Source organism: Aliiglaciecola sp. 3_MG-2023 (assembly GCF_030548205.1).
Taxonomy (GTDB): Bacteria; Pseudomonadota; Gammaproteobacteria; order Enterobacterales; family Alteromonadaceae; genus Aliiglaciecola.
Window position 1 is genome coordinate 183,524 of the sequence record NZ_JAUORV010000002.1, and the last position, 26,119, is coordinate 209,642.

At 41.7% G+C, this 26,119-nt stretch carries 28 protein-coding genes and 1 riboswitch; of the genes, 8 read left to right on the forward strand and 20 right to left on the reverse strand.

The features are described 5' to 3' along the window. Window positions 1–3: 3 nt before the first annotated feature. From Q4574_RS02825 to Q4574_RS02855, 7 genes are all read right to left on the reverse strand, one after another. Complete coding sequence (locus tag Q4574_RS02825; protein WP_303471198.1) at window positions 4–762, reverse strand: Na(+)-translocating NADH-quinone reductase subunit C; 759 nt, start codon at window positions 760–762, stop codon at window positions 4–6. After that, window positions 752–1,960, reverse strand: a complete 1,209-nt coding sequence (locus tag Q4574_RS02830; RefSeq protein WP_303471200.1) for an NADH:ubiquinone reductase (Na(+)-transporting) subunit B — start codon at window positions 1,958–1,960, stop codon at window positions 752–754. The genes Q4574_RS02825 and Q4574_RS02830 overlap by 11 nt, the downstream gene beginning before the upstream one ends. Before the next feature lie 3 nt (window positions 1,961–1,963). Continuing rightward, complete coding sequence (locus Q4574_RS02835) at window positions 1,964–3,304, reverse strand: Na(+)-translocating NADH-quinone reductase subunit A (protein WP_303471202.1); 1,341 nt, start codon at window positions 3,302–3,304, stop codon at window positions 1,964–1,966. A gap of 479 nt (window positions 3,305–3,783) precedes the next feature. Continuing rightward, the gene (gene fabV, locus Q4574_RS02840; protein WP_303471204.1) at window positions 3,784–4,962 is read right to left on the reverse strand and encodes an enoyl-ACP reductase FabV; all 1,179 of its coding nucleotides are present in this window, start codon (window positions 4,960–4,962) and stop codon (window positions 3,784–3,786) included. A 165-nt stretch (window positions 4,963–5,127) separates the two neighbouring features. Then, window positions 5,128–6,219 (reverse strand): TRAP transporter substrate-binding protein, encoded by a 1,092-nt coding sequence (locus Q4574_RS02845; protein ID WP_303471207.1) that lies wholly within the window; start codon window positions 6,217–6,219, stop codon window positions 5,128–5,130. A 19-nt stretch (window positions 6,220–6,238) separates the two neighbouring features. Next, complete coding sequence (locus tag Q4574_RS02850) at window positions 6,239–7,597, reverse strand: TRAP transporter large permease subunit (protein WP_303471209.1); 1,359 nt, start codon at window positions 7,595–7,597, stop codon at window positions 6,239–6,241. After that, window positions 7,597–8,130, reverse strand: coding sequence for a TRAP transporter small permease subunit (locus tag Q4574_RS02855; RefSeq protein ID WP_303471212.1), 534 nt, complete (start codon window positions 8,128–8,130; stop codon window positions 7,597–7,599). The genes Q4574_RS02850 and Q4574_RS02855 overlap by 1 nt, the downstream gene beginning before the upstream one ends. A gap of 126 nt (window positions 8,131–8,256) precedes the next feature. Then, a riboswitch (cobalamin riboswitch) is annotated at window positions 8,257–8,401 on the forward strand. 151 nt (window positions 8,402–8,552) lie between these two features. On the opposite strand from Q4574_RS02855, the gene Q4574_RS02860 reads away from it, so the two are divergent. The 3 genes from Q4574_RS02860 to Q4574_RS02870 are packed head-to-tail and all read left to right on the forward strand — an operon-like array spanning window position 8,553 to window position 11,312. Beyond that, window positions 8,553–9,392: an ABC transporter ATP-binding protein gene (locus Q4574_RS02860; RefSeq protein ID WP_303471214.1), complete on the forward strand. Its 840-nt coding sequence runs from the start codon at window positions 8,553–8,555 to the stop codon at window positions 9,390–9,392. Then, window positions 9,385–10,413: an iron ABC transporter permease gene (locus Q4574_RS02865; RefSeq protein WP_303471215.1), complete on the forward strand. Its 1,029-nt coding sequence runs from the start codon at window positions 9,385–9,387 to the stop codon at window positions 10,411–10,413. Before Q4574_RS02860 ends, Q4574_RS02865 begins: the two co-directional genes overlap by 8 nt. A gap of 2 nt (window positions 10,414–10,415) precedes the next feature. Further along, on the forward strand, window positions 10,416–11,312 hold the full coding sequence (locus tag Q4574_RS02870) for a cobalamin-binding protein (protein WP_303471218.1): 897 nt from the start codon (window positions 10,416–10,418) through the stop codon (window positions 11,310–11,312). A 79-nt stretch (window positions 11,313–11,391) separates the two neighbouring features. On the opposite strand, the gene Q4574_RS02875 is transcribed toward Q4574_RS02870, so the two are convergent. After that, entirely contained in the window at window positions 11,392–11,715 is a 324-nt protein-coding gene (locus tag Q4574_RS02875; protein ID WP_303471221.1) for a BolA family transcriptional regulator, read from the reverse strand. A gap of 149 nt (window positions 11,716–11,864) precedes the next feature. Beyond that, window positions 11,865–12,476, reverse strand: a complete 612-nt coding sequence (locus tag Q4574_RS02880) for an alpha-ketoglutarate-dependent dioxygenase AlkB (protein ID WP_303471224.1) — start codon at window positions 12,474–12,476, stop codon at window positions 11,865–11,867. Window positions 12,477–12,501: 25 nt separating this feature from the next. Here Q4574_RS02880 and Q4574_RS02885 point away from each other — a divergent pair, with 25 nt between their 5' ends. After that, window positions 12,502–13,641 (forward strand): methyltransferase, encoded by a 1,140-nt coding sequence (locus Q4574_RS02885; RefSeq protein ID WP_303471227.1) that lies wholly within the window; start codon window positions 12,502–12,504, stop codon window positions 13,639–13,641. Window positions 13,642–13,653: 12 nt separating this feature from the next. Beyond that, window positions 13,654–14,253, forward strand: a complete 600-nt coding sequence (locus Q4574_RS02890; protein ID WP_303471230.1) for a peptidylprolyl isomerase — start codon at window positions 13,654–13,656, stop codon at window positions 14,251–14,253. Here Q4574_RS02890 and Q4574_RS02895 read toward each other — a convergent pair. From Q4574_RS02895 to efp, 4 genes are all read right to left on the reverse strand, one after another. Further along, complete coding sequence (locus tag Q4574_RS02895) at window positions 14,248–14,778, reverse strand: GNAT family N-acetyltransferase (protein WP_303471232.1); 531 nt, start codon at window positions 14,776–14,778, stop codon at window positions 14,248–14,250. The genes Q4574_RS02890 and Q4574_RS02895 overlap by 6 nt on opposite strands. Then, window positions 14,775–15,914 (reverse strand): GGDEF domain-containing protein, encoded by a 1,140-nt coding sequence (locus Q4574_RS02900; protein WP_303471234.1) that lies wholly within the window; start codon window positions 15,912–15,914, stop codon window positions 14,775–14,777. The genes Q4574_RS02895 and Q4574_RS02900 overlap by 4 nt, the downstream gene beginning before the upstream one ends. Before the next feature lie 174 nt (window positions 15,915–16,088). Further along, a complete protein-coding gene (epmA, locus tag Q4574_RS02905; protein ID WP_303471237.1) occupies window positions 16,089–17,066 on the reverse strand; it encodes an elongation factor P--(R)-beta-lysine ligase in 978 nt (325 codons plus the stop codon). 53 nt (window positions 17,067–17,119) lie between these two features. Continuing rightward, window positions 17,120–17,689, reverse strand: coding sequence for an elongation factor P (gene efp, locus Q4574_RS02910; RefSeq protein ID WP_303471241.1), 570 nt, complete (start codon window positions 17,687–17,689; stop codon window positions 17,120–17,122). A gap of 32 nt (window positions 17,690–17,721) precedes the next feature. On the opposite strand from efp, the gene epmB reads away from it, so the two are divergent. Further along, on the forward strand, window positions 17,722–18,747 hold the full coding sequence (gene epmB, locus Q4574_RS02915; RefSeq protein WP_303471244.1) for an EF-P beta-lysylation protein EpmB: 1,026 nt from the start codon (window positions 17,722–17,724) through the stop codon (window positions 18,745–18,747). Between the two features lies 1 nt (window position 18,748). Here the strand turns inward: epmB and Q4574_RS02920 are convergent, their stop codons facing one another. Then, a complete protein-coding gene (locus Q4574_RS02920) occupies window positions 18,749–18,937 on the reverse strand; it encodes a hypothetical protein (RefSeq protein WP_303471247.1) in 189 nt (62 codons plus the stop codon). A gap of 122 nt (window positions 18,938–19,059) precedes the next feature. Here Q4574_RS02920 and Q4574_RS02925 point away from each other — a divergent pair, with 122 nt between their 5' ends. Both Q4574_RS02925 and Q4574_RS02930 read left to right on the forward strand, forming a co-directional pair. Further along, window positions 19,060–19,389 carry a hypothetical protein gene (locus Q4574_RS02925; protein WP_303471249.1) on the forward strand — a complete coding sequence of 110 codons (330 nt, stop codon included), beginning with the start codon at window positions 19,060–19,062 and terminating at the stop codon, window positions 19,387–19,389. A 223-nt stretch (window positions 19,390–19,612) separates the two neighbouring features. Next, window positions 19,613–19,972 carry a hypothetical protein gene (locus Q4574_RS02930; protein ID WP_303471252.1) on the forward strand — a complete coding sequence of 120 codons (360 nt, stop codon included), beginning with the start codon at window positions 19,613–19,615 and terminating at the stop codon, window positions 19,970–19,972. Between the two features lie 5 nt (window positions 19,973–19,977). On the opposite strand, the gene Q4574_RS02935 is transcribed toward Q4574_RS02930, so the two are convergent. The 6 genes from Q4574_RS02935 to nudF form a co-directional block, all read right to left on the reverse strand. Further along, window positions 19,978–21,297 (reverse strand): hypothetical protein, encoded by a 1,320-nt coding sequence (locus tag Q4574_RS02935; protein WP_303471254.1) that lies wholly within the window; start codon window positions 21,295–21,297, stop codon window positions 19,978–19,980. Window positions 21,298–21,366: 69 nt separating this feature from the next. Further along, window positions 21,367–23,256: a DNA topoisomerase IV subunit B gene (parE, locus tag Q4574_RS02940; RefSeq protein WP_303471256.1), complete on the reverse strand. Its 1,890-nt coding sequence runs from the start codon at window positions 23,254–23,256 to the stop codon at window positions 21,367–21,369. 176 nt (window positions 23,257–23,432) lie between these two features. Beyond that, window positions 23,433–24,008, reverse strand: coding sequence for a YqiA/YcfP family alpha/beta fold hydrolase (locus tag Q4574_RS02945; protein WP_303471259.1), 576 nt, complete (start codon window positions 24,006–24,008; stop codon window positions 23,433–23,435). Then, entirely contained in the window at window positions 24,009–24,764 is a 756-nt protein-coding gene (locus Q4574_RS02950; protein WP_303471262.1) for a metallophosphoesterase, read from the reverse strand. An 11-nt stretch (window positions 24,765–24,775) separates the two neighbouring features. Then, window positions 24,776–25,222, reverse strand: a complete 447-nt coding sequence (locus tag Q4574_RS02955) for a DUF1249 domain-containing protein (RefSeq protein WP_303471265.1) — start codon at window positions 25,220–25,222, stop codon at window positions 24,776–24,778. After that, window positions 25,209–25,835, reverse strand: a complete 627-nt coding sequence (nudF, locus tag Q4574_RS02960) for an ADP-ribose diphosphatase (protein ID WP_303471268.1) — start codon at window positions 25,833–25,835, stop codon at window positions 25,209–25,211. Before nudF ends, Q4574_RS02955 begins: the two co-directional genes overlap by 14 nt. Window positions 25,836–26,119: the final 284 nt, after the last annotated feature.

Consider the following 26,119-nt stretch of genomic DNA (forward strand, 5'->3'; position numbering starts at 1 on the left):
GCCCTATGATTTCCAAGTCTGATTTTTAAGGTAAGGTCCAAAACCATTCTCACCCAACCAATATGTCAATGTATTCTGCACACCATTACTGGTTAAAGTTGCACCTGATAGTGCATCAACCGCATAATCGTTATTCGACCCTGCGTTCTTCTTAACCTGAATTGCTACATCACCATCTTTAAACAATTTCTTGCCATCCCATTTCGCTTTCCAGCTCGGGTTTTGCACTTCACCGCCAAGTCCAGGGGTTTCTTTTTGCTGATAATAAACCAACTCACGAACGGTATTACCATCAGCATCAATTGCTAGGAAACCGTACATCAAATCCCATAATCCTGAACCGTGAACAGGTAAAACGATACGAGAGACTTCATTGCCTTCATTTTTGATCAGGTAAACACTTGCAACACTCGAGCGACGTTGAAAACCAACGTTGCTGTTCTCGACCTTAACGCTGTACTTGTCTTCTTTAGCCGCTTTATACATATCGAAGTCTTCTTCAACTTCTACATACTCACCGGTTTCTAAATCAACAAAACGTTCGGTTACGAACTTGTTAAAGGTACAAGGTACGTCACACTCAGCAGTGGTTTCTAGACCAGCGGCTTGTAATATATTGCTGCGCTTATCATTAGCAGCATTGGTTTGTTGCATTTCACGCAAGCCTACTGCTGCACCAGAAACGACAACAGAGCAAACCAAACATACGGCAACAACAACACCGATAGTTCCGCCTAAGGTTTCTTTTTTCTTATCCGACACGAGCAACCCTCCGCTTGATATTACTTTGAGCCACGAAATAATCGAATAGTGGCGCCCATAAATTTGCAAATAATATGGCTAGCATAACCCCTTCAGGGAAAGCAGGGTTGAGAACACGAATCATCACCGTCATAAACCCAATTAAGAAACCATATGCCCATTTAGCTTTGTTTGTGAAAGAGGCTGATACGGGATCGGTTGCCATGAAGAACATACCAAATGCCAAGCCACCTGTTACCATATGCCAATACCACGGCATAGCAAACATTGGGTTAGTACTGCTGTCGACAAAGTTCAACAAGGAAGCAAAGAATGCAACACCTAACAGCACACCCAAAACAATACGCCAAGAAGCGATGCGCATATATATAATGAAGAGTCCGCCAAGCATAATCGCAAGGGTAGATACCTCACCCACTGAACCTGGGATGTTTCCAAAGAAGGAATTCCACCACAGTTCCATATTGGTATAGTCCATTTCACCAGAAGCTGCTTTACTCAACCAAGTCGCGCCAGAATAGCCATCTGCAGCCACCCATATTTGGTCACCTGAGATTTGCCCTGGATAGGCAAAGTATAAGAAAGCACGTCCAGACAACGCTGGGTTAAGGAAGTTACGACCCGTTCCACCAAATACTTCTTTTGCAATCACAACACCGAAGGTGATACCTAAAGCAACTTGCCATAACGGAATAGTTGCAGGTAAGGTTAATGCAAAGAGTACTGATGTAACGAAGAAACCTTCGTTTATTTCGTGCTTACGCACTGAAGCGAAGAGTACTTCCCAAAAACCACCTACAACAAAGACGGTAGCGTAAATAGGAAGGAAGAAACACGCGCCGTAAGACATCATGCCTAACCAGCCTGTGCCTTCAACACCAATTTGTCCACCTAGGGCGGTAAACAAGTTGGCCTGCCAAATGTCAGGCAAAGTGCCTGCGCCCATTATTAGAGCATCATGAGCTTGCGCACCTACATTATACATACCGTAAAACATAGCTGGAAACGTTGCCATCCACACCATGATCATGATGCGCTTAAGATCAATGCTGTCACGCACATGAGTGGATGCTTTATTTACTTTACCGGGTGTGTAAAAAATAGTTGCTGCAGCTTCGTAAAGCGCATAAAACTTTTCATATTTACCACCGGCTTCGAAATTCGGTTCTATTTTTTCTAAATAGGCTTTTAATCCCATGACTTAACCCTCTTTCTCAATGGTGGTGAGACAGTCACGTAGAATAGGTCCGTAGTTGTATTTACCCGGACAAACATACGTACACAACGCCAAATCTTCTTCGTCAAGTTCTAAGCAACCTAGTGTTTGTGCACTATCGGTATCGCCAGATATAATGTCACGAAGCAACAAAGTTGGTAAAATATCTAACGGCATAATGCGCTCATAGTTACCAATTGGCACCATAGAACGATCAGAACCGTTAGTAGACGTTGTCATATTAAATAGTTTTTTAGGTGACAAGTGTCCAAGATAAGCACGAGTAACAGAATGCATGTCACCGCCTGGCGCTAACCATCCTAAGAACTTTTTCTCATGACCTTCAGGTAATAATGAAATCTGGGTGTGATAACGCCCCAAGAAACCATGAACACCATGGGCATTTGTACCCATTAGCACTGAGCCTGAAATTACCCGAACATCATCGCCTTCAGCTTCACCTGCAGTTAATTGCGCAGTATCGGCACCAAGAATAGTGCTGAGCAAACGAGGATTCTTCGCAGCAGGGCCACCTAATGCGATAACACGCTGGTTATTTAACTCACCAGAGGTAAACAAGGCGCCGAACGCCATGACATCTTGATAGTTAATTGACCAAACTGTTTTATTCGCACCAACAGCATCTAAAAAGTGGATATGCGTGCCAGCTAAGCCTGCAGGATGAGGGCCTGCAAACTCTTCCACTTCAACCGTAGTTGAACCAGTAGGAATGTCAGCACCTGGAGCCTTACACACATAAACCGAACCTGTAGTAAGTTGCTTCAAAACAGCTAAACCGTTTTCAAAGTCAGCTTTACGCTGGGCAATCACCACTTGAGGATCGGCAGCCAATGGGTTGGTGTCCATAGCTGTGACAAAAATTGACTTTGGCTCACTACCCAGTGCAGGTACTTTGCTGTAAGGTCGTGTTTTTAAAGCAACCCACAAACCTGACTTAACCAAATTCTCTTCAACTTTTTCGCGAGGCATTGAACTCAATTGCCCTGCATCATATTTGTCGAAGGTTTCATGTTCATCGCCAGCTAGTTCAATAACCACAGATTGCAAAACACGTTTTGCCCCGCGATTAACTTCAACTACCTTGCCCGCTGCTGGCGCAGTAAAGAGAACACCAGGATTCTTTTTATCTTCAAAAAGAGCCTGACCTTTCTTAACTACATCGTCTACCTGAACAAACATGGTAGGACGCATGCCAACATATTCTTCCCCCAATACAGCCACGCGTGTGATGCTTGGGCCGTTTTGAATTGTTTGGTTAGGTGCCCCCTTAATAGGAAGGTCTAACCCTTGCTTGATTTTTATCATATGCAACCGCAGTCTTGTAAAAATAAAATTAAAGTGAAAGAAATATCAATTTTGAATTCTACTTAGTAAATGCGAAAAATGACGACATCCGCAGTTTCGCTTGAAAACTCAAAGGTGATCTTACTTATCTACTATTTTTGTCTTTTGTTGAGTGTGAATCCTTAACCAGGTGAACACAGAATCACTTCTGTATTGGTCCACACCTCGCAAGAGAATGATTGAGCAAATGAGTTAATTATGAACTATTTAAAGAAACTCATGTCAGTAAACTCCGGAATTTTAGCATTAATCCACCGGTTTACGCTACGCAATTTACGGTTAAATAAGAATTTTCCGTGTAATATTTAGGGTTTTTCTAAATATAGTGCATTTTATGAACAGCACTTAATTTTTTTAAGTATCCACCAAAAAGTTAAAAACCCTAACACGCAAAGGTAAATTAGGGTTCAAAGTCTAGTTTAAAAAAATCTAGTAAACGTTTACCATTTAACTAGTGGATCGATATCCTGCTCGTAATCCACACCATCAATGTCAAAACCAAACAGCTTTAAGAACTCGTGGTGATAGCCAGCATAATCACTCAATTCATGAAAATTTTCTTGGGTAACTTGATCCCACAAACCTTTAATCACAGCCTGAGTGGCTTCATTAGTTTCTTTTCCGTCCATGCGAAGTCGATTAGCTTCGTCAGTTTCAGGAGACTCGACTAACAACTTTTGCTGGAACAAACCGGTAATTTGTTCGATACAGCCTTCGTGGGTACCTTCCTGTTTCATCACTTTGTAAATTAATGATATGTACAAAGGCATCACAGGGATTGCTGAGCTTGCTTGGGTTACTAGCGCCTTCAAGGAAGAAACGTAAGCCGAAACATTTTTGTCGCTATGTTGCTTTATAATTTCACTTGCAGCGCGATCCAGGTCTTCTTTGGCTTTACCGATAGTAGCCTGACCATAGATTGGCCAAGTTAACTCTTTGCCAATATAGGTGTAAGCGGTAGTTTTGCAATTTTCTGCCAATAAATCAGCATCAGCTAACGCATTTAGCCAAAGCTCCCAATCTTCCCCCCCCATCACTTTGATAGTGTTGGCGATTTCGTCTTCATTCGCCGCTTCTAATTCCACTTCGTGGATCAGATCCTTATCGGTATCGTAGGTTTTGGTTTTATAATTTTGCCCCACAGGTTTAAGGGTAGACTTATACACTTCACCGGTTTCAGGATCGGTTCTGCGAGGAGATGCCAAACTATAAATAACTAAGTCAACCTTGCCCATATCAGCTTTAAGGGTTTCAATCACTTGTTGTTTGATTTCATTGGAGAACGCATCGCCATTAATGGTTTGAGCATAGACACCAGCGTCTTTAGCTTGTTGATGAAATGCGGCCGTATTATACCAGCCTGCGGTGCCGGTTTTTCTCTCCGTTGGTGGCTTTTCAAAACACACACCAAGGGTATTTGCCCCATAGCCGAAAGTGGACACGATACGAGATGCCAGACCGTAGCCTGTGGAACAACCTAAGACCAGAACATTCTTCGGCCCCTCGCCTAAATCTCCCTGACTTTTAACATATTCGATTTGTTCTTCAACACTCGCAGCACAACCAACGGGATGAGCGTTAGTGCAGATAAAGCCACGTACTTTAGGCTTAATTACCATAATCTATTTTCCTCAAAAATTTTCCGAACATTTCAAACAGCCGGTTAACTATCACAATCTATTCTCAAACGAGATTTTTAAAAGGCTCAAATATAGCTTTTACTCGATAATCTTCTATTGTAAGGGCCATTGCCACAACAACAAATCTGAACAGCTAATTTATTTTCATTCTTGTCGATTATTATAATATTCCATTTCGGAGATTTGATGATATTTAGAAACATCTTCTTGGAATTTTTGATATGAAGCGTAAATTTTAGCAAATGTTGGGTCCGCAGCAGACTGTTCTTGCATCACTTCAATGCTGGCGGCATGTAAAGCGGCAACCACATCCTTTGGCAAGGGGCGCATATCAACACCGTGAGTTTCCACTAGGGCTCCCACAGCATCATTATTGGCGGCGGTATATTCGTCCCACATATCTTGATTTACCGCTCTGGCAGCAACCTCAACTATCGCCTGCAAATCTTCAGGCAAGGATTCATAGGCCGTTTTATTGACGATAAATTCCAAACTCGCACCAGGCTCATGCCAACCCGTGTGATAGTAATACTTCGCCGCCTTGTATAGACCGAAAGATAAATCGTTGTAAGGGCCAACCCATTCGGTGGCGTCAATGGCACCAGATTGCAAAGCGGTAAACAACTCGCCCCCAGTCAAGGCAACGGGGATCCCACCAAGCTTTTTAAGGACTTCAGCCCCTAATCCTGGGATACGCATTTTAAGACCTTGTAAATCGTCAACGCTATTAATTTCTTTTTTAAACCACCCTGCACTTTGCACTCCGGTATTGCCACCAGCAAAAGGAATCAAATTAAAGGGGGCATAGAGTTCACGCCACATTTCTAAACCACCACCATAGTGCAACCAAGCATTGAACTCAGTGGCATTCATACCAAAGGGAATAGCCGTAAAAATTTGTGCTGCGGGCGCTTTACCTTTCCAATAATAAGAACCTGAATGACCCATTTCAGCTGCGCCACTAGAGACAGTGTCGAACACTTCAAACCCAGGAACCATTTGACCTGCGCCGAAGACTTTGATCTTTAACCGTCCGTTAGACATACGTTCGACGTTTTCCGCAAACGTCTCAGGGGCGCGGCCTAGCCCCGGAAAATTTTTCGGCCAGGAAGTCACTAATTTCCATTGATAGCTCTGCTGAGATGCAGTGGCACTAGAATCGGTTGATGTCTTACCGCCGCAGGAAGTAAGTACAATGATGCTAACAAACAAGGATATAAACGTTAAGGTTTTCATTTAATTAAATCCATTAGGGTCACAGTGTAGAAGGCAGCCACGTTACCAGATCCGGCCAAATAGCCAAGCCTATTAGTAAGAGCAATTGAATAATAATGAAGGGTATCACGCCTTTATATATTTGAGTGGTCTGAACATTTGCCGGTGCAACACCACGCAAATAAAACAACGCAAAGCCAAAGGGTGGCGTCAAAAATGACGTTTGCAGATTCACCGCAATCATTATCCCCAACCAGATTGGGTCTACCCCCATAGCCAGCAAAACAGGGGCAACTATGGGCACAACAACAAAGGTAATTTCAATAAAATCAAGAATGAAACCCAATAAAAAGATGACCACCATTACCACTAAAACAGCGCTAAAAGTACCGCCGGGAAGCTGTTCAAAAAAATGCTCAATCAGTTCTTCACCACCAAAGCCTCGAAATACCAAGGAAAATATAGAAGCGCCAATGAGAATTAAAAATATCATGGCAGTTACGCGGGTCGTACTTAACATGACTTCTCTTAATTTGTCCCAATCGACTTGCCTTTGCACCAATCCCAACACTAGGGCGCCAGCAGCGCCCACGCCTGCAGCCTCTGTGGGAGTAGCAAAGCCGCCTAAAATAGAGCCTAACACTACGAAGATAAGAATAAGTGGCGGTAACAAGGCCCCTGCTAAAGAAATGGAAGCCTGTGTTTCACGGTGCTCATCACCCATGGCTTTATCTATGTGTCGATTGGCAAATAACACCACATAAAGTAAGTACATTGCGACCAACATCATGCCTGGGACTAAAGCCCCAATAAACAAATCTCCCACAGATACAGACTCGGGTGAGAAAATTCCCATATTCAGTTGCGCTTGTTGAAACGCACTTGATAACACGTCACCTAACAAAACCAACGCAATGGAAGGAGGGATGATTTGTCCTAGGGTGCCAGTTGCACAAATAGCGCCAGTGGCGAATGAGGGCGAATACCCTTGTTTTAACATTGTTGGCAACGACAATAATCCCATGGTAACCACGGTTGCACCGACGATACCCGTACTTGCTGCTAACAACATGCCAACCAAAACCACCGAGATCGCCAAGCCAGATTTTAACCGACCGAAGACCTGCGCCATGGCAACCAGTAAATTTTCAGCCACTTTTGACTTTTCTAACATAACGCCCATAAAGACAAACAGTGGCACAGCTATCAAGGTTTGATTAGTCACTATACCGTAAAGTCGACTAGGTACAGCATGGAGATAGGCCGTATCGAAAACCCCAAACAACGCCCCGACCCCAGCAAAAATTAAAGCCGTACCCGCCAAAGTGTATGCCACCGGATAACCCAATAATAAGGTTAAACAAACAATTAAAAACATAACCAAAGAGAGGTATTCCATTACTTATCCTCACTAACCACGGTATTAGATTGATGTAACCAGACATGCATATTGCGGATCAGTTCTGAGACCCCTTGCAAAATCATCAGGGCAGCAAACAATAAAATGAAGGTTTTAAGCAAAAACACTGCGGGTAAGCCCCCTGCAGCCTGTGAGTCTTCCATAATAGCCCATGACGAAGCCACATAATCCCAACAGACAATAAAGATAAAAATGTTCACCGGTAGCATAAAAAATAAGGTGCCAAAGGTATCGATTTTTGCTTTTTTAGTGCCATCGAATTTACTGTAAAAGATGTCGACTCTAACGTGCTCATTAACACGAAGTGTGTGGGCACTACCCAACAAAAACACACAGGCATGTAGATACATCACCGATTCCTGCATCGCAATCCAGCCAATATCAAAGCCGTACCGTAGCACCACAATAAGCAGTGTAATGAGTGCCATAAACAACGTGAACCAGCTAACTAGTTTGCTTATATTATCGTTAAAAACGTCAATATTCCGCGAGAGTGCTGCGGCGTTAAACATTTCCATGCACCTATCTAATTATTCTATTTGTACGATATTACACGTTTTTTTAAGAAATAACGCTAGGGTGCAAGCGTAAAGATTGCTATATTTTGGCTATATATTAGATTCGGTTTTCCACTTTAATTAGACAAGGGGTAGTTTTGTTTCCTGTAGTCGAGTGGAAATAAAATGGGAATTTGGTGTGAATCCAAAACTGTACCCGCAACTGTAATTGGTGGCAATATTGCCAACCATAAGTCAGATACCAGCCTAATCTTAAATTATATTGTTTCTAGCGTGCGGGAATTCACGATTGGCTTGCGTAATCACTTCATTGCGACTTCCCTCCGATCAACAATGTTAAACACCAAATGTATAAATACGCTGTGTACCAGCATAAAAATAAAATAGTACGGTTAAATCAGTACTGATTCAGATGAATGGGAAAGTCCGTTACAGCCATGCTCAAACTACAGCACCTCAATTACAATATTGATGACACGCAGATACTCTCTGATATTCAATTTCAGGCAGATGAAGGAGCTATCATTGCCGTGGTTGGCCCCAATGGTGCGGGTAAAACGACATTGCTAAAGTTAATATCTGGCCAATATCCCTCAAAACAGCAGGTGTTTTGGCGCTCGACCCCTGTTGAAAGTTTCACGGCAAATAGCCGAGCGAAACAAATTGCTGTTGTAAATCAGTTCAATAATAGTGTCTTTAACCTCAACCTTGAACAAATAGTTAGTATGGGCTTACTTCCCCACCAGTCCATATTTTCTAAAGTATCACCTGAACATAACCAAAAGGTTTCAACGGCAATTGCGCAAGTTGGTTTGACTGAAAAGCGCCATCGATTATTTAGTTCTCTCTCTGGTGGGGAACAGCAGCGAGGGCAAATAGCCAGAGCCTTAGTGCAAGGAGCGGGATTATTCGTTTTAGATGAGCCAATAAATCATCTAGATGTGTTTTACGAGCATCAAATATTATCTTTATTACGCAAAATAGCGAAACAAAACAAGGTAACAATAATAATGAGCTTACATGATTTAAATCATGCTGCGGATTATTGCGATAAAGTTTGCTTACTTACCCAAGGACAGATGTTAGCCTTCGGGCCGCCAAAAGCGGTATTCACCGAAGATCGACTGCAACACGTTTTCAAAACCCCATGCCAGATTATCGAAAGGCCCACTAATAACAAAATAAGAATCGAGTTCTGCCCGCCTGAAATTGATGGCTTGGATAAAAACATCGAAATAGGTATAGCCGATGTCTAAGGGGAAATGGGCGGCACTGGTCTGCATTAGTTTTCTGAGTATATTTTGTGGATTATTTTTTGGTGCGGCAGAGTTAGATTTGCGCACCGTATTAGCTTGCATGGCGAACAACTGTGCAGGGAGTATTGACGAGGTTATTTTCTGGCAAGTTCGCTTACCTCGCGTTTTGGTGGGATTTTTAGTGGGAGCAGGATTAGCAGTAGCAGGGGCGACTTTGCAAAATGTCTATCGGAATCCATTAGCCGACCCATATTTGTTCGGGGTAGTATCTGGGGCGGGATTAGGTGCAAGCATTGCGACTTTACTATTTAACGGCAGCTTAGCTTCATTCTCTCCAGCTTTTGCATTCTTGGCACAAATCCCCTTTACCTATGCACTCCCCTTAGCAGCGTTTTTAGGGGCATTTTTAGCCGTTACTATTGTACAAATTTTATCTCGAAAGCTATTTGGAAATCGTACAGAGCACTTGCTGTTAGCAGGTGTAGCCGTGTCATTTATGTTAAGTGCGCTGAGTCATTTTTTATTGTTTATGGCAGAACCTTTTGCTGCTAATAAAGTGATTTTTTGGTTACTTGGAAGCTTAGCTAATTCACAAATGTGGTTCGTTTGGATCATGCTTCCAATGGTTTCTATCAGTGTCATACTGCTTTGGCTTTTTGGCCGTCATATGGATGCAATGTTATTAGGTGATGAAAATGCCCAAACTTTGGGGATAAAAGTTGATTCGTTGCGTTTACTGGTATTAGTCATTTGCGCGGCGCTAACATCGTGCATAGTCGCATATTGTGGTGGCATTGGCTTTGTGGGGTTGATGATCCCGCATATCGTCAGAGGTTGGTTTGGGGTGACAAGTAGAAATTTAATAGTGGGTTGTGTGTTAATTGGCGGTAGCTTTTTAATTTGGATTGATGTTGTTGCCAGGGTGATAGTCGAAAATCAAGAAATCCCCATTGGCATAATTACTTCAGCAATCGGCAGCCTATTTTTCTTATTTGCCCTACAAAAAAACCAAGGACGTTAATGATGCCTTTGCCTATTCTCAAAAATATGCTGGTCTATTGGCTGTGGGGATTTGCTGTTCTAGTATTCTCATGCGCCAATTGCGCAGCCGCACAGGCCACTGAAAAAGTAAAACAAACCGATAAACAAAAACTAAAAATCATCGCCTTAGCTCCCCATATTGTGGAACTGTTGTTTGATATCGGAGCCGGTGAACAAATCATCGCCACAGGTTCATACGCAGATTACCCGGAACAAGCCAAAACATTGCCACGTGTGGGTGATCATAGTCGATTACAAATCGAAAAAATTCTGCAGTTAAACCCCGACCTTGTAGTAGCCTGGAAAAGTGGAAATCCGTTGGAAGACCTAGCTCGATTGGAGCAATTTGGCATCCTAGTGGTTTATTCTGACCCAAAAAAGTTAGAGGATATTGCTCAAGAGTTGTTGTTATTCGGTGATCTCACCGGAAGGCACCCCCTTGCACAGCATCGCGCCGACACATACCTAGCCCAACTGACAAACTTACGGCACCAATTTGCCAATCAAACACCAGTTGACGTATTTTTCGAAATTTGGCCAGCGCCGCTGCAAACCATTGCCGGTAACGCATGGCCCCAACAGCATTTAGACATTTGTGGAGCAAAGAACATTTTTGCTGGGTTAGATAACGATTATCCGTCAGTGTCACTTGAGCAAGTCATTAGCAAATCACCTCAAGCCATTATTCAACCTAAATCGACTAAGCAGTTAGCCAGCAGGCTTTATGATTGGCAGAAATTTACGTTTTTACCCGCGGTTCAGCATAATCTTATTTTTCAACCTGACGCAGATAAATTATTTCGGATGACCACTCGAGTATTGAGCGAAGTGCAAACCTTGTGCGAGCAAATTCAACGAGCCAGACATGTGTATCAGTAGCAATAGTCGTTCACATATATGGCTAAAAACAAGTATTAGAGTGCCTCAAAAAAAGTGGCACTCTTTGCTGCAGTCAGTATTAGGATACGGCCTGCTTCATCCCACCTAAACAATTAGGAGAGTCTGGCGAGTTACCGTACAAGTTTTGCCACTCTTCCCCGGTGTAAGTATGTAATGCAAGGGCGTGGATCTGCTCAGCTAACTCTTCTTTGAGTACCGCATTGACCGCTCTATGACGATTGATTAAACGCTTACCCGCAAACTCTGGGGTGACAAGAACCACTTTAAAGTGAGTCTCGGACCCTTTGGGCACGTTATGCATAAAACTTTCGTTGATCACTTCTAAATGCGCCGGATTGAAATGCGATAGCAACTTCTTTTCAATATTATTTTGGATATTCATTGTGTGGTTCCTTTGTGTGTCCCATTATAAATTTAGCCTGTTCGGCGAAATTTAAAAAACTATTTTTTGCAATTTTTAACTAAGTGGTTGAGTCAGTTAGATATAATTTCCGGTAAAGGATAATGCTGTTTTTATAACGTCTTGTTTGGTTAAAATATTTGCCGAAAAGTGAGATTTATGCGTCCCCCTAGTGACTGGCTTCGCTTAGGCAGACTGTGCTGCCAAAATTTTTGGGTATTTCCTGCCATCATTAAGAGACTGCCATTTTGCAGTGGCAGTCTTACCTTTTGACCGGTATGTATATGTTTAAAATCAAAATCGCGAGTTTGGCCTAAGGTTAATGAAGCAATGATAGGTTGGTAACCTAGCTCAGGTTCGTTGTCGCCGTGCCAGCCCATACTGTCTTGGCCATTTCGGTACCAATTCGCTAAAACTGAATTGAATTTGGTTTTGCAAACTTGTTCTAAGGTAAGTTTCAATTGTGCTAACTCTTTGATCCAAGGATTAGGTTGCATGCTCAATCCTGAATATTGGTAGTTGGCCTCTTTATCCCCATACCAAGCCTGAAAACGTGGAATTTTTACTTTGCGACCGTAAACTTGAATTGAATCTTGCTGCCAAGCTAATTTGCTTTGTAATTTCTGATACAATTCAGTGGCGGTGCCTGAGTCCAAAAAATCTGCCTGATAATGCACATCTGCGTCTTGCATTGGCATTTGGCTTAGGCCTGTTTGGTGGGATGAAAATAAATCCTGTTGCATATAACTTACGTGAATCCTGCTAAAAATGAATACTAGCTTTAATTTTTTAGAAAAGTCTCTGGAATTATACCGCTATCCAAAGCGATTTACCCACCCGAGTTGGCAAGCATGGGATGCAGCAGATGAGTTACTGCTCACCCATATCCAACAAACCCAAGAAAATATACATCAAGCTCGCATAGTCATTCTTAACGACGATTTTGGCGCCTTGAGCTGTTGGTTAAATCAGGCCGATATTCACCATGTAAGTGATTCTCTCGTTTCTCAAAAGGCATGTAAACAAAATATCAAGCTTAATCAATTAGACAACTCTCAAATCACTTATATCGACAGTCTAACCCCTATGCCTCAAGCCCCAGACTGGGTGGTCATAAAAATCCCGAAAACCTTAGCTCTGTTGGAACACCAGTTAATTCAATTGCAAGGGGTGGTATCTGCGAAGACTAAAATAGTGGCGGGCGCTAAAGTGAAAATGATTCAAAAATCCACGTTAGCCCTATTTGAAAAATATCTCGGCACAACCCATACATCCTTAGCCAAGAAAAAGGCGCGGTTAATTTTTTGTGAACCAGACCTGCCACTGCAACAGCAACCATCTCCCTACCCAACGGTTTGGGAAATGCAACAAGAACCCTTTAGCATTAGCAATCATGCCAATGTATTTGCTCGCCAGCAAATTGATATAGGCGCACGCTTGTTAATCGATAACTTACCCGATTGTAGGGCAAAAACCGTGGTGGATTTAGGCTGTGGTAACGGTGTATTAGGCTTGTGTATTCTAAAACGTTATGAGGATGCTCAAGTTATTTTTATGGATGAATCCCACATGGCGGTGGCTTCTGCAAAACTGAATGTACAAAATAATTTACCCGATCAAATGGACCGCGCGCGTTTTATTGTCAGCAATTGTCTGGAAGAATTGGAAAACCATCAACAAATTGATAAGGTAATTTGTAATCCCCCATTCCACCAGCTGAATACCATTACCGATCATATAGCGACTCAGATGTTTGAAGATGCACATTTAAAATTAAAAAAAGGTGGGGAATTGCGGATAATCGGCAATCGACATTTAGAATACCCACAAAAGTTAAAACGCTTATTTGGTGGTTATAATGTGATTTCTAGTGACAAAAAATTTAGTATTTTATCTTCGTTGAAGTAGAGAGTATTTATCATGAAAAAGGCTTTATTCACCCTCACACTTATCTTTGTTACTTTTTTGTCCCATGGCAAACCTAAAGACGATGGTTCGCAAATTCAACCCGATAATTACTATCCAAGAGTCATGATGCATACCACCATGGGCGACTTTGTTGTTGAACTTGATAGATCGAGAGCCCCTATCACAGTGAATAACTTTTTACGCTATGTGGATAAGCGTAGCTTTGAAGGCACCCTATTCCATAGGGTAATCTCTGATTTTGTTGTGCAAGGGGGTGGCTACGATAAGGATTACAAAGATTTGTCTAAATTTCCTGACATTTATAACGAATCAGGAAATGGTTTAAAAAACCAAACTTATACCATCGCTATGGCTCGTTCAAATGGTCCCCATACGGCGAATCGTCAATTTTATTTCAACCTTAACGATAACGAGAGTTTAGACCCCGGCAGAAAATGGGGTTACGCTGTTTTCGGCTATGTAACAGAAGGCACAGATATTTTAGACGCCATATCTCAGGTAGAAACGCAATATGACGCCATTGTGGGCTGGGCGGATGTTCCTATAGAGCCAGTAATATTAAATAAAGTGACAATTTTACCGCCTCTATAATTTTGCTTGATTGGTGTAGGTAAAAAGTTTTGTATCTGCATCTTGATGTTGAATAACCTTAGTAAATTCAAACCCCAAGCGTTCGATTAAGTTAATTGATTGGGTATTATCTGGCGATATCATCGCGTGAACGGTTTGCAAACCTAGGCGTTTGCAATCGGCTGATAATACTCCGCCACAGGCTTCTAAGGTTAATCCTTTACGCCTAAATTCTGGCAAAATAGCATAACCAATATCGGGATAATCGAGGAAAGGCCTTTTTAACATTCCGCAGATACCCATAGGTCGGTTTTTACGGTTATCGCAAAATACATATAAACCGTAGCCATTTTCTCGGTAAGAAACAAAAGGACCTTTTTCAATGAATTCCCGCGCTTCGGCTTGATTTGAAATATTACGATCACCGATGTGTCGAATCCAATCAGGATCATTCACTAAGTCTAGAATAAAATAGGCTTCGGCTAAGGTCACCTTACGGATATTTAAACGCTCAGTTTGAGCAACGAGAGTTCCCTTACAATTCATGAATCTGATGCATCATTTAACTGCGAAAAAACACTACGGACTTTATTTTTACCTGCCTTTTTGGCTAGATATAATGCCTTATCCGCTTTTTCTAATAATGCCACAACACTCTCTCCTTCCATTGCTGTAAAACCAATACTAATTGAAATATCACAATCTAATTTTTGACTATTTATGTTTCGCACTTCATTGAGCATTCTTTCTGCAATTTGCAGAGCATTATTTTGATTGGTTTCAACCAGAATAACTAAAAACTCATCTCCCCCCATTCTACCGACATAATCCACATCACGAACGTGTTTTCTGATGCTACTTGAAATATCGATTAAGATCTGATCACCAAACACATGCCCAAAACCATCATTAATTTGCTTGAAGTTATCCACATCAACCATCAGTAGAGACAACGAATGGTCAAAACGTTCACTTCGGGCCATTTCTCGCTTTAATGCACTATCAATCGCTCTTCTATTGAGTAATTTAGTAAGATGATCCTGTTGGGAAAGTGTCTGTAATTGCTTATTGGTACTAGTTAAACTGTGAATCTTTTCAAAATTTTTCAATCTCGTTTTTTCAATCAAGTTAGCCACCGCAAAACAAACAATAACACTGCAAAAGCCGATACTAATATGCTGCCAACTATCTGTACTTTCTGGGAGCCAAAAAAGCCCAATAACTAACCCAAAAAATGCTGCCACAAGAAGGCTTAAGAAATACCCCAAGTAACCTTGGGATGCACAGCACAACAGCATCAAGGTAATCACAAAAGGCGCAATCCCTTCTCCATCAATGACACTCAGCAACGACCAAAATACACCTACTGATGCAATAAAAACTGAAAAAATAATTTCAATTGCGTTGCTGAAAGGCAATAACTTAGGAAAAGTTTGTAATTTACTTAATAAGAATGCAGTGGATAATGCGAATATAAACGACACTAAGTACAACAGAGTATAAGGGATATTCGCAGCAAACAGCACGCCTGCTCCCAGACGGAAGTGAGCTAGTAGTTGAATACCAAAAACGACGCAAGCCAAACTAGAGAAGTAAATGGCATACTGAATGTTTTTGGAGTTACTTTGTACCAAATATTCCGCTAGAAAAGCAGGTTTTGGTTTGGGAAAAAGTTGTGACATCAATCCACTCGTCAAATCGAAACCGAAGCACGCTTCCATTCACTGGAGTACAAACAAAATAATAGATGTTGGTGCGTCGATTAAAAGTCCTTCAATCTCAGTTTACCAAATATTAGAAGGCATACCATGTATTTTGTTGTCATTAATGATTAAATTTTAGTCTAGTTTATCAAACTAAGCGTTATCAATGGAAAAACTCATAACCTTTTCGATATTTTGAACCCCACAGGCTAACATTACTAACCTATCCACACCTAAAGCCACTCCTGAGCAGTCAGGCAAGCCATTCTCCATCGCCGCCATAAAATACTTGTCCAGAGCAATATTGCTTAGCCCATTTTGTTGGCGTACCTGACGATCCTTTTCAAACCGTGATAGTTGTTCGTTCACATCCCTTAGTTCATAATAACCATTCGCAAGCTCAAGCCCTTTATAATAAATCTCAAATCGCTCCGCCACTCGAGGATCTTGTTGTTTTATTCTGGCTAACGCTGCTTGGGATGCGGGGAAATCAATGAGTGCCACAGGTCTAGTGCGACCAATTTCAGGTTCTACAACTTGGCTACAAAGCAACTGCAAAAGCACATCTTTCACACTTTCATTGTCAGCGATATTGGCAAACCCCAAGTCTGATGCTTTGCGTTTTAACTCTTCTAAGGTGCACGCTAGGGGGTCGATATCACAATAGGTAAGAAAAGCTTGCTGATAAGATAATCGTTCAAGGGGTTCGGTTTTTAGTATCTTTTGTAAAAGTTCATCTACTTCATCTATTAGCTGAGATAGATTAAACCCCACTCTATACCACTCCAACATGGTAAATTCAGGATTATGCTGCTTACCGGCCTCTTCATTGCGAAAAGACTTACATAACTGAAAGATACTGCCACTTCCGGCACACAACAACCGTTTCATGGCAAACTCTGGAGACGTCTGCAGAAATAAATTATCAGGCTCGGGTTTTAATGGACTATTAAATTGTGTGCTAAACCCATGAAGATTAATATCGGTAACACTAGCGTGTGCTAACGCCGGTGTTTCCACTTCTAACACCTTACGTTGTGCAAAAAACTCACGTATCTGAGCATTAATCTGTGCTCGTTTTTGTAGGGTTTGGATCGTTGCGGTGGGTCGCCAGTTGACTGATGAATTCATACTTACCAGATAATTTTAGAGCCCAATAGAAATTGGGCCCAAGACTTAAAAACTTACTTTTGCGCCCGAGAAACGTATTCGCCGCTGCGAGTATCGACTCGAATCACTTCGCCAGTCTGCACGAACAAAGGAACCCGCACCACAGCGCCAGTTATCAACGTAGCTGGTTTACCACCTGTACCTGCAGTATCACCTTTTAAGCCGGGATCGGTTTCAGTGATCTCAAGTTCAACGAAATTTGGTGGAGTAACAACAATTGGGCTGCCATTCCAAAGAGTAATAGTGCAACTATCATTCTCTACCAGCCACTTCACACTTTCACCCACCGCTTTTTCATCTGCAGCAATTTGTTCGAAGGTTTCGTTGTTCATAAAGTGGTAGAATTCACCGTCGTTATATAAATAGGTTAATTCCGTATCCATCACGTCTGCACCTTCTACGCTATCACCGGATTTGAACGTTTTTTCTAATACTTTTCCGGAAATTAGCTTACGAATTTTAACGCGGTTAAAGGCCTGACCTTTACCTGGTTTTACATATTCGTTCTCAAGAACGTTGCAAGGTTCGCCGTCGAGCATTATCTTTAAGCCCGCTTTGAATTCATTTGTGCTGTAATTAGCCATAAAACCTCTAAATTAATCGATTGAGTACTCGTTTGGCGAAGATAATACCTAAAAAATCCATCTCTGTAGAGAGTAACTGGCAAAAAGAACTGGCAACTAGCTTTACTGATCCACAAAAACTACTGAAATATCTGAATATTCCAGTGGCCGAGCAGGTGAAAAATATTGAAGCTAGGTCACTATTTCCGATGCGTGTTCCGCAATATTTTGCGGATTTGATGCACAAAGGCGATCCGCAAGATCCGCTATTTAGACAAGTGTTCCCTCTATATGACGAATATCTTGAAGATCCAGCATACACGGTCGACCCATTGCAGGAACAAGAAACGCCTCAGCAAGGAATACTGCATAAATATCAAACGCGGGCGTTATTGATGGTCCGTGGGGGCTGTGCGGTGAATTGTCGATATTGTTTCCGCAGACATTTTCCCTACCAGCAAAATAGTTTAAATAAGCAAGGTTGGTTAGAAGCCCTAGAGTATATTGCGCAAGATCCAAATTTAAATGAGATAATATACTCTGGTGGTGATCCTCTGATGGCAAAGGATGATTTTTTAGCCTGGCTGACCAGCCAGATAGAACAGATCCCTCATATAACCCGGTTAAGGATGCATACTCGCTTGCCCGTTGTTATTCCCAACCGAATTGATAAGCATTTCCTCAAGTGGATTACTCAGTCTCGTTTAAAAATGATAATGGTACTGCATATTAATCATGCCAATGAAATAGACACGAAATTAATCACAAAGTTAAAGTTATTGCGGGAAAACCAGGTGACACTGCTCAATCAATCCGTCTTACTTGCCACGGTGAATGATTCAGCCGAAAACCAAATTGCCTTGAGTGAGCGTTTATTTGAAGCCGGTGTTATGCCTTATTACCTGCACATGTTAGATAAAGTAAAAGGAGCGACTCATTTTGATGTGAGTGAGAATCGCGCAAGGGAAATAATGGCAGAAATGATAAAGCGCTTGCCAGGTTTTCTAGTCCCAAAACTCGTACGAGAGATAGGCGGACAACCTGGCAAGACACCTTTAGACTTACATCTTCATCCTTAATTTAAGCGAATGTGTTTACATTCGATCCAATTGCAGGATTAGAAGAAACTTTTGGTACGTCAGCCGCTGATTCCAACAACTGAAGCGTCGCTTGACCTTGCGTCTCTTGATTTGATTTCGCGAGCTGCAAAGCTTTAGTTTCAAGTGACGCACCGGTAGTTCCAGATGCATTTACACCCTGAAGTTCCATACCAATTACCTCATTGCTTGTAGCAATTTAAAAAAACAGGCAGAATTACCCGTCTACGGTTATTATCGGCTCTCATCAAACATTCTTGAGTATTTTTTTTCACTTTATTGAGATCATTTTTCATGTCCCCACAATTGAACACGACACTTCGCCCTTTATTTGAGAAATTAACAGAAAATATGCAGCTTATTTATCGTAAAGCCATTGACGCAGATGAAGCCCTATCGAAGTTGCAACAATCAGGAAAAGGTAAGTTTAATCATATATTTGCACAGGACGCAGGGTTTAACGTTCAAAGTAAACGATTTATGCCATATGTGAAAGAACTCGCCGCTGAGGTAGCTGCCCTAGAGACAGCAGACCAAGAAAAATTTGAAAATGCTCTGCCTGCTATAGTTAAAAAAATGGAGTTATTGCTCAGTACGTTAGGTCAATTGAAAACCACTCTTTAAACACATCGCCAACTTTGAAGGACCCTAAATGAAAGTTGGCACAACCACCACAGCATATTGCAGGTTGTTTTTTGAGCAAAATACACCATAATAATAAGAGTGCTTTGGCTATTTAAGGGCTATTTCAAAGAGCAGGCTAAGGGCTATTTTAAAAGCAGGCTAAAGGCTATTTCAAAGAGCAGGGCATAGATGTGAGCTATGTTCTTAATTTGGAGGTGGAATCATGGAAATTACATTAAGTAACAGCTTAAATAATTTATCTAACGCTGTTTCAAATACTTCAAATACTCTAAATAATATAGAGCCCAGCCTGAATGCCTTTGGAATAGGAAATGCTAATAAGCCAGAGGTTGAACTGTCAGCGCAAGCTAGAATTTTGCAGCAGAATGAACAAACCCAGCGGGAACGTATTCAATCAGAACAAAGACCAAATACAGACACTGAGAATCAAACGGATAGTGTTGAAGCACTGGCAGGCAATGAATTTATTCGCGTTTCCAGTAGCCTTGGTTCTACTGCTAAGAATAATCTAACCACGGAAAAGGCAACAGAAGTTTACCGCTCTATTCAAGATCTATTATAAGTCTTTTATTGCGGTTTATTACTGCCGCTTTTTTCGTTATTCAGGGTTTGATAGAGAGGTAATCGTGCTAAATGTTGATTAATTTGCGCAACAACTAGCTTGTACTCATCAGTTTCAACATGTCCATATTGCTGAACAAAATCTCGTTTGCTCAAACCTTCAGGTAAGCTATCAATGACTGGGAAAAATAAATCTTCACTTTGAACTTGTGATAAGACATCTTGGAAAGCGTCGGCGTAAATCGGGTCAATCGCCATAGAAGCGAATTTAATTCCGGCCAGATCAGCGGCTAAATCAGCGAAGCTAAAACCTGATCCCCCTTCAGCCCTATCCATCAACTCCTTAAATTCGCCCACAGCATTGCTTATCCCCTGTTGGGTTAAAATTTTGATTGCTGCGGAAATAACAAAATGTTGAGTTAAATCACTGCGCCCTCTTAAAAGGGGCCGATAATAAGGCATAACCACTTTGTTTTGATATGGTTGCACGTCACCAATAAAATTCGCCATGCGGTGATGACCTACATAAATCGCTAGGGCTAGTAAAGCCGATTCATTTTCTAGTACCGCTGACGACTTAGCCGTTCTAACCTTTACTTTTTTGAATAAGGGATTGATGTAATCTGCTAATGGTAACCCTGCTGGATGTTGAGAAAAACTCAATCCGTCTAAATACGTCAAATAATAGCTAACTCTTTGTTTAAGTTCCTCATCACCGCTGCCTGACAGACCGTTTTTAATTTCATTTAAACTAACCAAAAACTCATGAATAGGAATTAGCCTTACGTTTAACTCATCAGCAGAAACAGTCACTTCAGAGACTTGATTTAACGCCAAGTCTCCCAAATCACTTTTGGTCCAGCGGTTGATAATATACGTCATCATCGAAATAGCCCAGTCCCCTGAAATGGGTAAATCACCTAAATGTACATTAGCCACTTTAATGCCCTGAGCAGGGACTAACTCACCTTCGAAATTAACATAAGCTGTTAGCCAGTTGATGGGAATTTTATAGCTAAATTTAACGCCTAGCTTTTGTTTACTTGTGTCTATTTGCCCTGAGAACTCCGGAACAGCGCGTTGTAAAAAGCCTACAATACTGTTCATTTGCGCTTTGGAAATAACAATGGTTTGGGGAATGTAGCGCTTACGAGTGACTTGTCGTGCTTGAGAAAGCAGTAAATTTATGGTGTCTGCATCATCCACTTGTACAGATGCGTTGGCAACGACAATGGGCTTTGATTCAACAATTAACACCGTTAAAATAATTAAGCATGCAACTAAAGTTAGCAATAATACTTTGCATAATTTAATGACTTTAGACATAAGGGGAAGTCCAAACACCTTGCAACACCGAGCTGATAAAATTCATCCTTGTTTTAAATATTGCGTTACTTAAACCTCAGCCATGTTGCCTTTAGACTCCAACCATACCTTACGATCCGACGCGCGCTTTTTGGAAAGCAGCATGTCCATTAGCTCCATCATTTGCCCAGCATCACCTTCGGTAAGTTGAACGAGACGGCGAGTATTGGGGTCCATGGTAGTCTCTCGCAGTTGCATGGGGTTCATTTCACCCAACCCTTTGAATCGTTGCACATTCACCTTGCCACGTTTCTTTTCGGCTTCAATACGATCTAAAATTCCTTGTTTTTCGCCTTCATCGAGGGCGTAGTAAACTTCTTTTCCCACGTCAATTCTAAATAACGGTGGCATAGCTACATACACGTGACCGCGATTAACCAGTGTTCTAAAGTGGCGCACAAATAATGCACACAGCAAAGTGGCAATATGCAGGCCGTCGGAGTCGGCATCGGCTAAAATACAAATTTTACCGTAACGTAACCCAGTTAAATCATCTGAGTCAGGATCTATACCCAATGCAACCGAAATATCGTGTATTTCCTGAGATGCCAACACTTGTGAAGAATCCACTTCCCAACTGTTTAGTATTTTACCCCGCAGGGGCATGATAGCTTGAAAAACACGGTCTCGCGCCTGTTTGGCCGACCCGCCAGCAGAATCCCCTTCCACTAAAAACAATTCTGAGCGTTCGATATCCTGATTAGTACAATCGGTTAATTTACCGGGTAACGCAGGCCCTTGCGTGACCTTTTTACGAGCGACCTTTTTACTTTGGCGTAAACGACGTTGGGCATTGTTAATACACATGTCGGCCAACAATTCCGCCACATCAGTGTGCTGATTCAACCACAAACTGAAGGCATCTTTAACCACGCCAGATACGAACGCAGCAGCTTGTCGAGATGACAAACGCTCTTTAGTTTGCCCTGCAAATTGCGGATCTTGCATTTTAGTCGACAAGATATAAGCACATCTGTCCCAAATATCTTCTGGCGATAATTTAACACCGCGAGGCAAAAGATTTCGGTACTCACAAAACTCTCGCATGGATTCAAGTAAACCTTGTCGAAGTCCATTAACGTGAGTTCCCCCTTGAGCTGTGGGGATCAAATTCACATAACTTTCGGTGACAAGCTCGCCACCTTCAGGCAACCACATTACCGCCCAATCTGCGGCCTCATGATTACCGGCTAACTTGCCAACAAATGGCGCATCTTCGGGCAACGAAATGTAATTACTAACTGACTGATACAAATAATCTCTTAAGCCATCCTCATAGTGCCACTCTTGGCTTTCTTTGCTGATTTTATTATCGAACTTAATTCTGAGGCCGGGACATAAAACCGCTTTCGCCCGCAAAATATGCAATAATTTGGTTACCGAGAATTTAGCTGAATCGAAATACACAGGATCAGGCCAAAACCTGAGACCGGTTCCGGTGTTGCGTTTACCGCAGCTATCAACAATGCTTAGGTCTTCAACCTTATCACCGTTCTCAAACGCCATACTGTAAACATTACCGTCACGTCGAATCAGTACCTCAACCCGTGTAGACAAAGCGTTCACCACAGATATACCCACACCGTGTAAACCACCAGAGAACTGATAGTTTTTGTTGGAGAATTTACCACCAGCATGCAATTTGGTCATGATCAATTCGACCCCAGAAATGCCTTCTTCTGGGTGAATATCCACCGGCATTCCGCGTCCGTCATCAACCACTTCTAAGGATTGGTCTTCATACAAGATAACTTTGATATTACTGGCGAATCCAGCCAAGGCTTCATCGACACTATTATCGATAACTTCCTGGCTTAGATGATTAGGGCGAGTGGTATCGGTATACATCCCAGGACGACGTTTTACCGGATCTAATCCGTTAAGGACTTCAATTGCATCAGAATTATATTGGTTTGACATGCTTTTTATTCGATTTTTGTTGCCAAAAGGAGGTGCTTGGTAACACCCATAATAGCATTGATGTTATCAACTCAAGATGCGCTGAGCAATCAACATATTGGGTTTTCTCAACTCATTCCCTCATGACATTTTTTAAACCCTTTGCTAACCTGAAGGCTATCGCCATGGAAAACAGCTTACGACAGCAAAAATTTAAAAATATCGGGTAGATGATCAGCGTAGTTTTGAAAACTATGATCCCCCCCTTGTTCAATAGTCAGTCGACTGTTCGCATACTTTTGCTCAGCTTGGCGATAATCCAGAGTTTCATCATCGGTTTGCAATAGCGCCCAGTAGGCTTGGGGATCAGACAGTTCTGGGGTATTTAAATCAAGAAGTTGTTGAATATGGGTCCCTTGTAAAGTGAACTCTTGATTGGTATAGGGATTGACATGAGTGCCTAAAAACCCTTCCAATAATTCGAAAGGACGAACAGCAGGATTAATCAATACCGCTTTTCCCCCAAACTTCTCGACCAAATAAGTCGACATAAACCCGCCCATAGAACTACCAATAAAACGTAGATTTTTTCCTTCATATTTGCCTGCCAGGCTTTCTAGCATTTGCGCCGCATCTAAAGGGTAATTTGGTACTTGTGGTACTTCCACTGTCAAATCTGGATGGTATTCCCCCACATAAGCAATAGTTTGTTGTGCCTTGACAGATTGCGGAGAACTCATAAAACCGTGAATATAAATTAATACGTTTTCCATTTAATCTAGTTGTTCCTGTTGCAAGCGAATAGTGGTGCAATTAAAAGTACCATCATTGTGTAATTGATAGAGCTTAAACCCCGGCATTTCATTACTTACGGAAAAATCGGCTTGATTAGCAAATTGCCAGCATGTTGACGGGCATGAGTGAAAACAACACTGGCGTATCATTTGATGAGTGTCATGATGAATATGCCCATAAATCACCAATTTTACTTGCGGTAATTGCGTTATTTGTTCAACAAAATTGTGCCCATTAAGCCACTGGTGTTTATCCATCCAACCACCACATGGTATGGGGTGATGATGGCAAGCAATTAAATGAAAGCCCTCTGAAGCGTGTTGCAAATTATTTTTTAAGTTTTGCAAATTTTCAACCGAAACCTGTCCTAGGGTTCCTTCATGTCGGGTATCGATACCATGAATTAACCAGCTATCTTGTTGCCAAGGTCGGCTTTTAGCTAAATCAAAATGTGTTAGCAACTCGTCGAATAAATCAGATTGGTCGTGGTTACCAGCCACCACCTTGAATTTGTTCAACAAATTAAATTGCTCCAACAATTCAAAAAAATGCTGATAACTTTGTGCGCTATCGTCACCTGAAATGTCGCCAGTCACTAAGACGCCGTCGGGATTGAGCCGCGCAACCTTGCAAAGCAGTAATTGTAGGGTTTGGTAGGGATTAATATTATTGTAGCCAGTTTTGTTCTTATCTTTGAACAAATGACAATCACTTAATTGTACTATTTTAGCCATGCTAATTTACGCTAAGTCTCAGATGAGCCTATTGACTCAGCATGACGTAAACAAAACGATAACCACTCTGCAAGGAAACGGTTGGTCATTTCTTTCTCATTGGGCTGATGCATATTCGTATTGGGGTAGGCGTAACTGGGTTTTAACGAACCAATATGCTGCGCACTGAGAACCTCAGCAACATTGGCATCGTGATAAAGTCGAATTTGCATTACTGGACGCAAAAAAGCCGGTACGCCATCGGCTAACTGTGCCAATTCAAGGGTGCTGGTATAACGACTACTATCAATGATTTTAACTCGGTAGTACAAACCATCGTTAATTTCAAACGTATAACTTAAGGTCACAGTGTCACAATCGGGCAATAAACGCAGTAAACGGGCATAATTAGCCTCACATACCGCCAACAGTGACGGTAAGTTTGGAACATATTTGCGCTGTCTACTAAGTGTTGTCATGCCAAATGTCACGTACTTTTTGTTCGTTAATAAGAAACCATTGTAACGCGATAAGCGTGGCAGCGTTATCGATTTTACCCTCGTTTAGCCAATCAATTGCTTCTAACTTAGTTGCACGACGCACCAAGATGTCTTCACTCTCATGCTCCAAGCCATGCACGCCTTGCGCAGTGGAAGCATCCACTTCTCCAATGTAAATATGGATGCGTTCAGTGGTTCCACCAGGACTTGAAAGGTAGCTCAATGCTTTATGCAAACGCTTAATCGTCACGCCAGCCTCTTCGAACGCTTCGCGACGACATACCTCTTCGATAGATTCACCTTGTTCTATCATACCTGCAACTATCTCAATCAACCAGGGTGATTGGCTTGTAGCAAAAGCTCCTATGCGAAACTGTTCGATGAAAACGAATTCATCCACTTTGGGATCGAATAACAAAACTGCGACAGCATGACCACGCTCCAATACCTCACGTTTAACCAATTGACTCCATCCACCAGCAAATAATCGATGGGTAAATTGATAATCGATAAGCTTGAAAAAACCATTGTACAAGGATTTAGTTTGACTAATTTTCAAATCGTCTTTGCCGAAGGTTGGAAAAGGTTTCAATTTTTAAACTCCATATTTCATATAGATCTGCTAATTTATCCGCTCAGTTACCTTGATAAACCTTTAATCTCATTGCTTAATAGCAAGTTACTTTGAGCTTAAACACTTTTATCTTAAAGATTGAGGTAAAATACGTGAAATAAACTATTGAAGTGCAACATCAGTGCAAAAACCTAGTTAAATAATACCGAACATAGGTTCTACCACACATATTCTGTTACACTTCACAGGATACTGTTACCACTTATCGTTTTCGGTTAACGCTTGATTTACTTACACTTTGA

What these genes read in the sequence shown, in the direction of transcription:
- Q4574_RS02860 (WP_303471214.1), top strand. Translation starts at nt 8,553, where the DNA reads ATGGGAAAGTCCGTTACAGCCATGCTCAAACTACAGCACCTCAATTAC.
- Q4574_RS02835 (WP_303471202.1), bottom strand. Translation starts at nt 3,304, where the DNA reads ATGATAAAAATCAAGCAAGGGTTAGACCTTCCTATTAAGGGGGCACCT.
- Q4574_RS02875 (WP_303471221.1), bottom strand. Translation starts at nt 11,715, where the DNA reads ATGAATATCCAAAATAATATTGAAAAGAAGTTGCTATCGCATTTCAAT.
- Q4574_RS02900 (WP_303471234.1), bottom strand. Translation starts at nt 15,914, where the DNA reads ATGTCACAACTTTTTCCCAAACCAAAACCTGCTTTTCTAGCGGAATAT.
- Q4574_RS02955 (WP_303471265.1), bottom strand. Translation starts at nt 25,222, where the DNA reads ATGACAACACTTAGTAGACAGCGCAAATATGTTCCAAACTTACCGTCA.
- Q4574_RS02870 (WP_303471218.1), top strand. Translation starts at nt 10,416, where the DNA reads ATGCCTTTGCCTATTCTCAAAAATATGCTGGTCTATTGGCTGTGGGGA.
- fabV (WP_303471204.1), bottom strand. Translation starts at nt 4,962, where the DNA reads ATGGTAATTAAGCCTAAAGTACGTGGCTTTATCTGCACTAACGCTCAT.
- Q4574_RS02830 (WP_303471200.1), bottom strand. Translation starts at nt 1,960, where the DNA reads ATGGGATTAAAAGCCTATTTAGAAAAAATAGAACCGAATTTCGAAGCC.
- Q4574_RS02925 (WP_303471249.1), top strand. Translation starts at nt 19,060, where the DNA reads ATGTCCCCACAATTGAACACGACACTTCGCCCTTTATTTGAGAAATTA.
- Q4574_RS02865 (WP_303471215.1), top strand. Translation starts at nt 9,385, where the DNA reads ATGTCTAAGGGGAAATGGGCGGCACTGGTCTGCATTAGTTTTCTGAGT.
- Q4574_RS02935 (WP_303471254.1), bottom strand. Translation starts at nt 21,297, where the DNA reads ATGTCTAAAGTCATTAAATTATGCAAAGTATTATTGCTAACTTTAGTT.
- Q4574_RS02885 (WP_303471227.1), top strand. Translation starts at nt 12,502, where the DNA reads ATGAATACTAGCTTTAATTTTTTAGAAAAGTCTCTGGAATTATACCGC.
- Q4574_RS02930 (WP_303471252.1), top strand. Translation starts at nt 19,613, where the DNA reads ATGGAAATTACATTAAGTAACAGCTTAAATAATTTATCTAACGCTGTT.
- Q4574_RS02880 (WP_303471224.1), bottom strand. Translation starts at nt 12,476, where the DNA reads ATGCAACAGGATTTATTTTCATCCCACCAAACAGGCCTAAGCCAAATG.
- Q4574_RS02845 (WP_303471207.1), bottom strand. Translation starts at nt 6,219, where the DNA reads ATGAAAACCTTAACGTTTATATCCTTGTTTGTTAGCATCATTGTACTT.
- Q4574_RS02895 (WP_303471232.1), bottom strand. Translation starts at nt 14,778, where the DNA reads ATGAATTGTAAGGGAACTCTCGTTGCTCAAACTGAGCGTTTAAATATC.
- Q4574_RS02950 (WP_303471262.1), bottom strand. Translation starts at nt 24,764, where the DNA reads ATGGCTAAAATAGTACAATTAAGTGATTGTCATTTGTTCAAAGATAAG.
- epmA (WP_303471237.1), bottom strand. Translation starts at nt 17,066, where the DNA reads ATGAATTCATCAGTCAACTGGCGACCCACCGCAACGATCCAAACCCTA.
- parE (WP_303471256.1), bottom strand. Translation starts at nt 23,256, where the DNA reads ATGTCAAACCAATATAATTCTGATGCAATTGAAGTCCTTAACGGATTA.
- Q4574_RS02850 (WP_303471209.1), bottom strand. Translation starts at nt 7,597, where the DNA reads ATGGAATACCTCTCTTTGGTTATGTTTTTAATTGTTTGTTTAACCTTA.
- Q4574_RS02945 (WP_303471259.1), bottom strand. Translation starts at nt 24,008, where the DNA reads ATGGAAAACGTATTAATTTATATTCACGGTTTTATGAGTTCTCCGCAA.
- efp (WP_303471241.1), bottom strand. Translation starts at nt 17,689, where the DNA reads ATGGCTAATTACAGCACAAATGAATTCAAAGCGGGCTTAAAGATAATG.
- Q4574_RS02855 (WP_303471212.1), bottom strand. Translation starts at nt 8,130, where the DNA reads ATGTTTAACGCCGCAGCACTCTCGCGGAATATTGACGTTTTTAACGAT.
- Q4574_RS02920 (WP_303471247.1), bottom strand. Translation starts at nt 18,937, where the DNA reads ATGGAACTTCAGGGTGTAAATGCATCTGGAACTACCGGTGCGTCACTT.
- Q4574_RS02890 (WP_303471230.1), top strand. Translation starts at nt 13,654, where the DNA reads ATGAAAAAGGCTTTATTCACCCTCACACTTATCTTTGTTACTTTTTTG.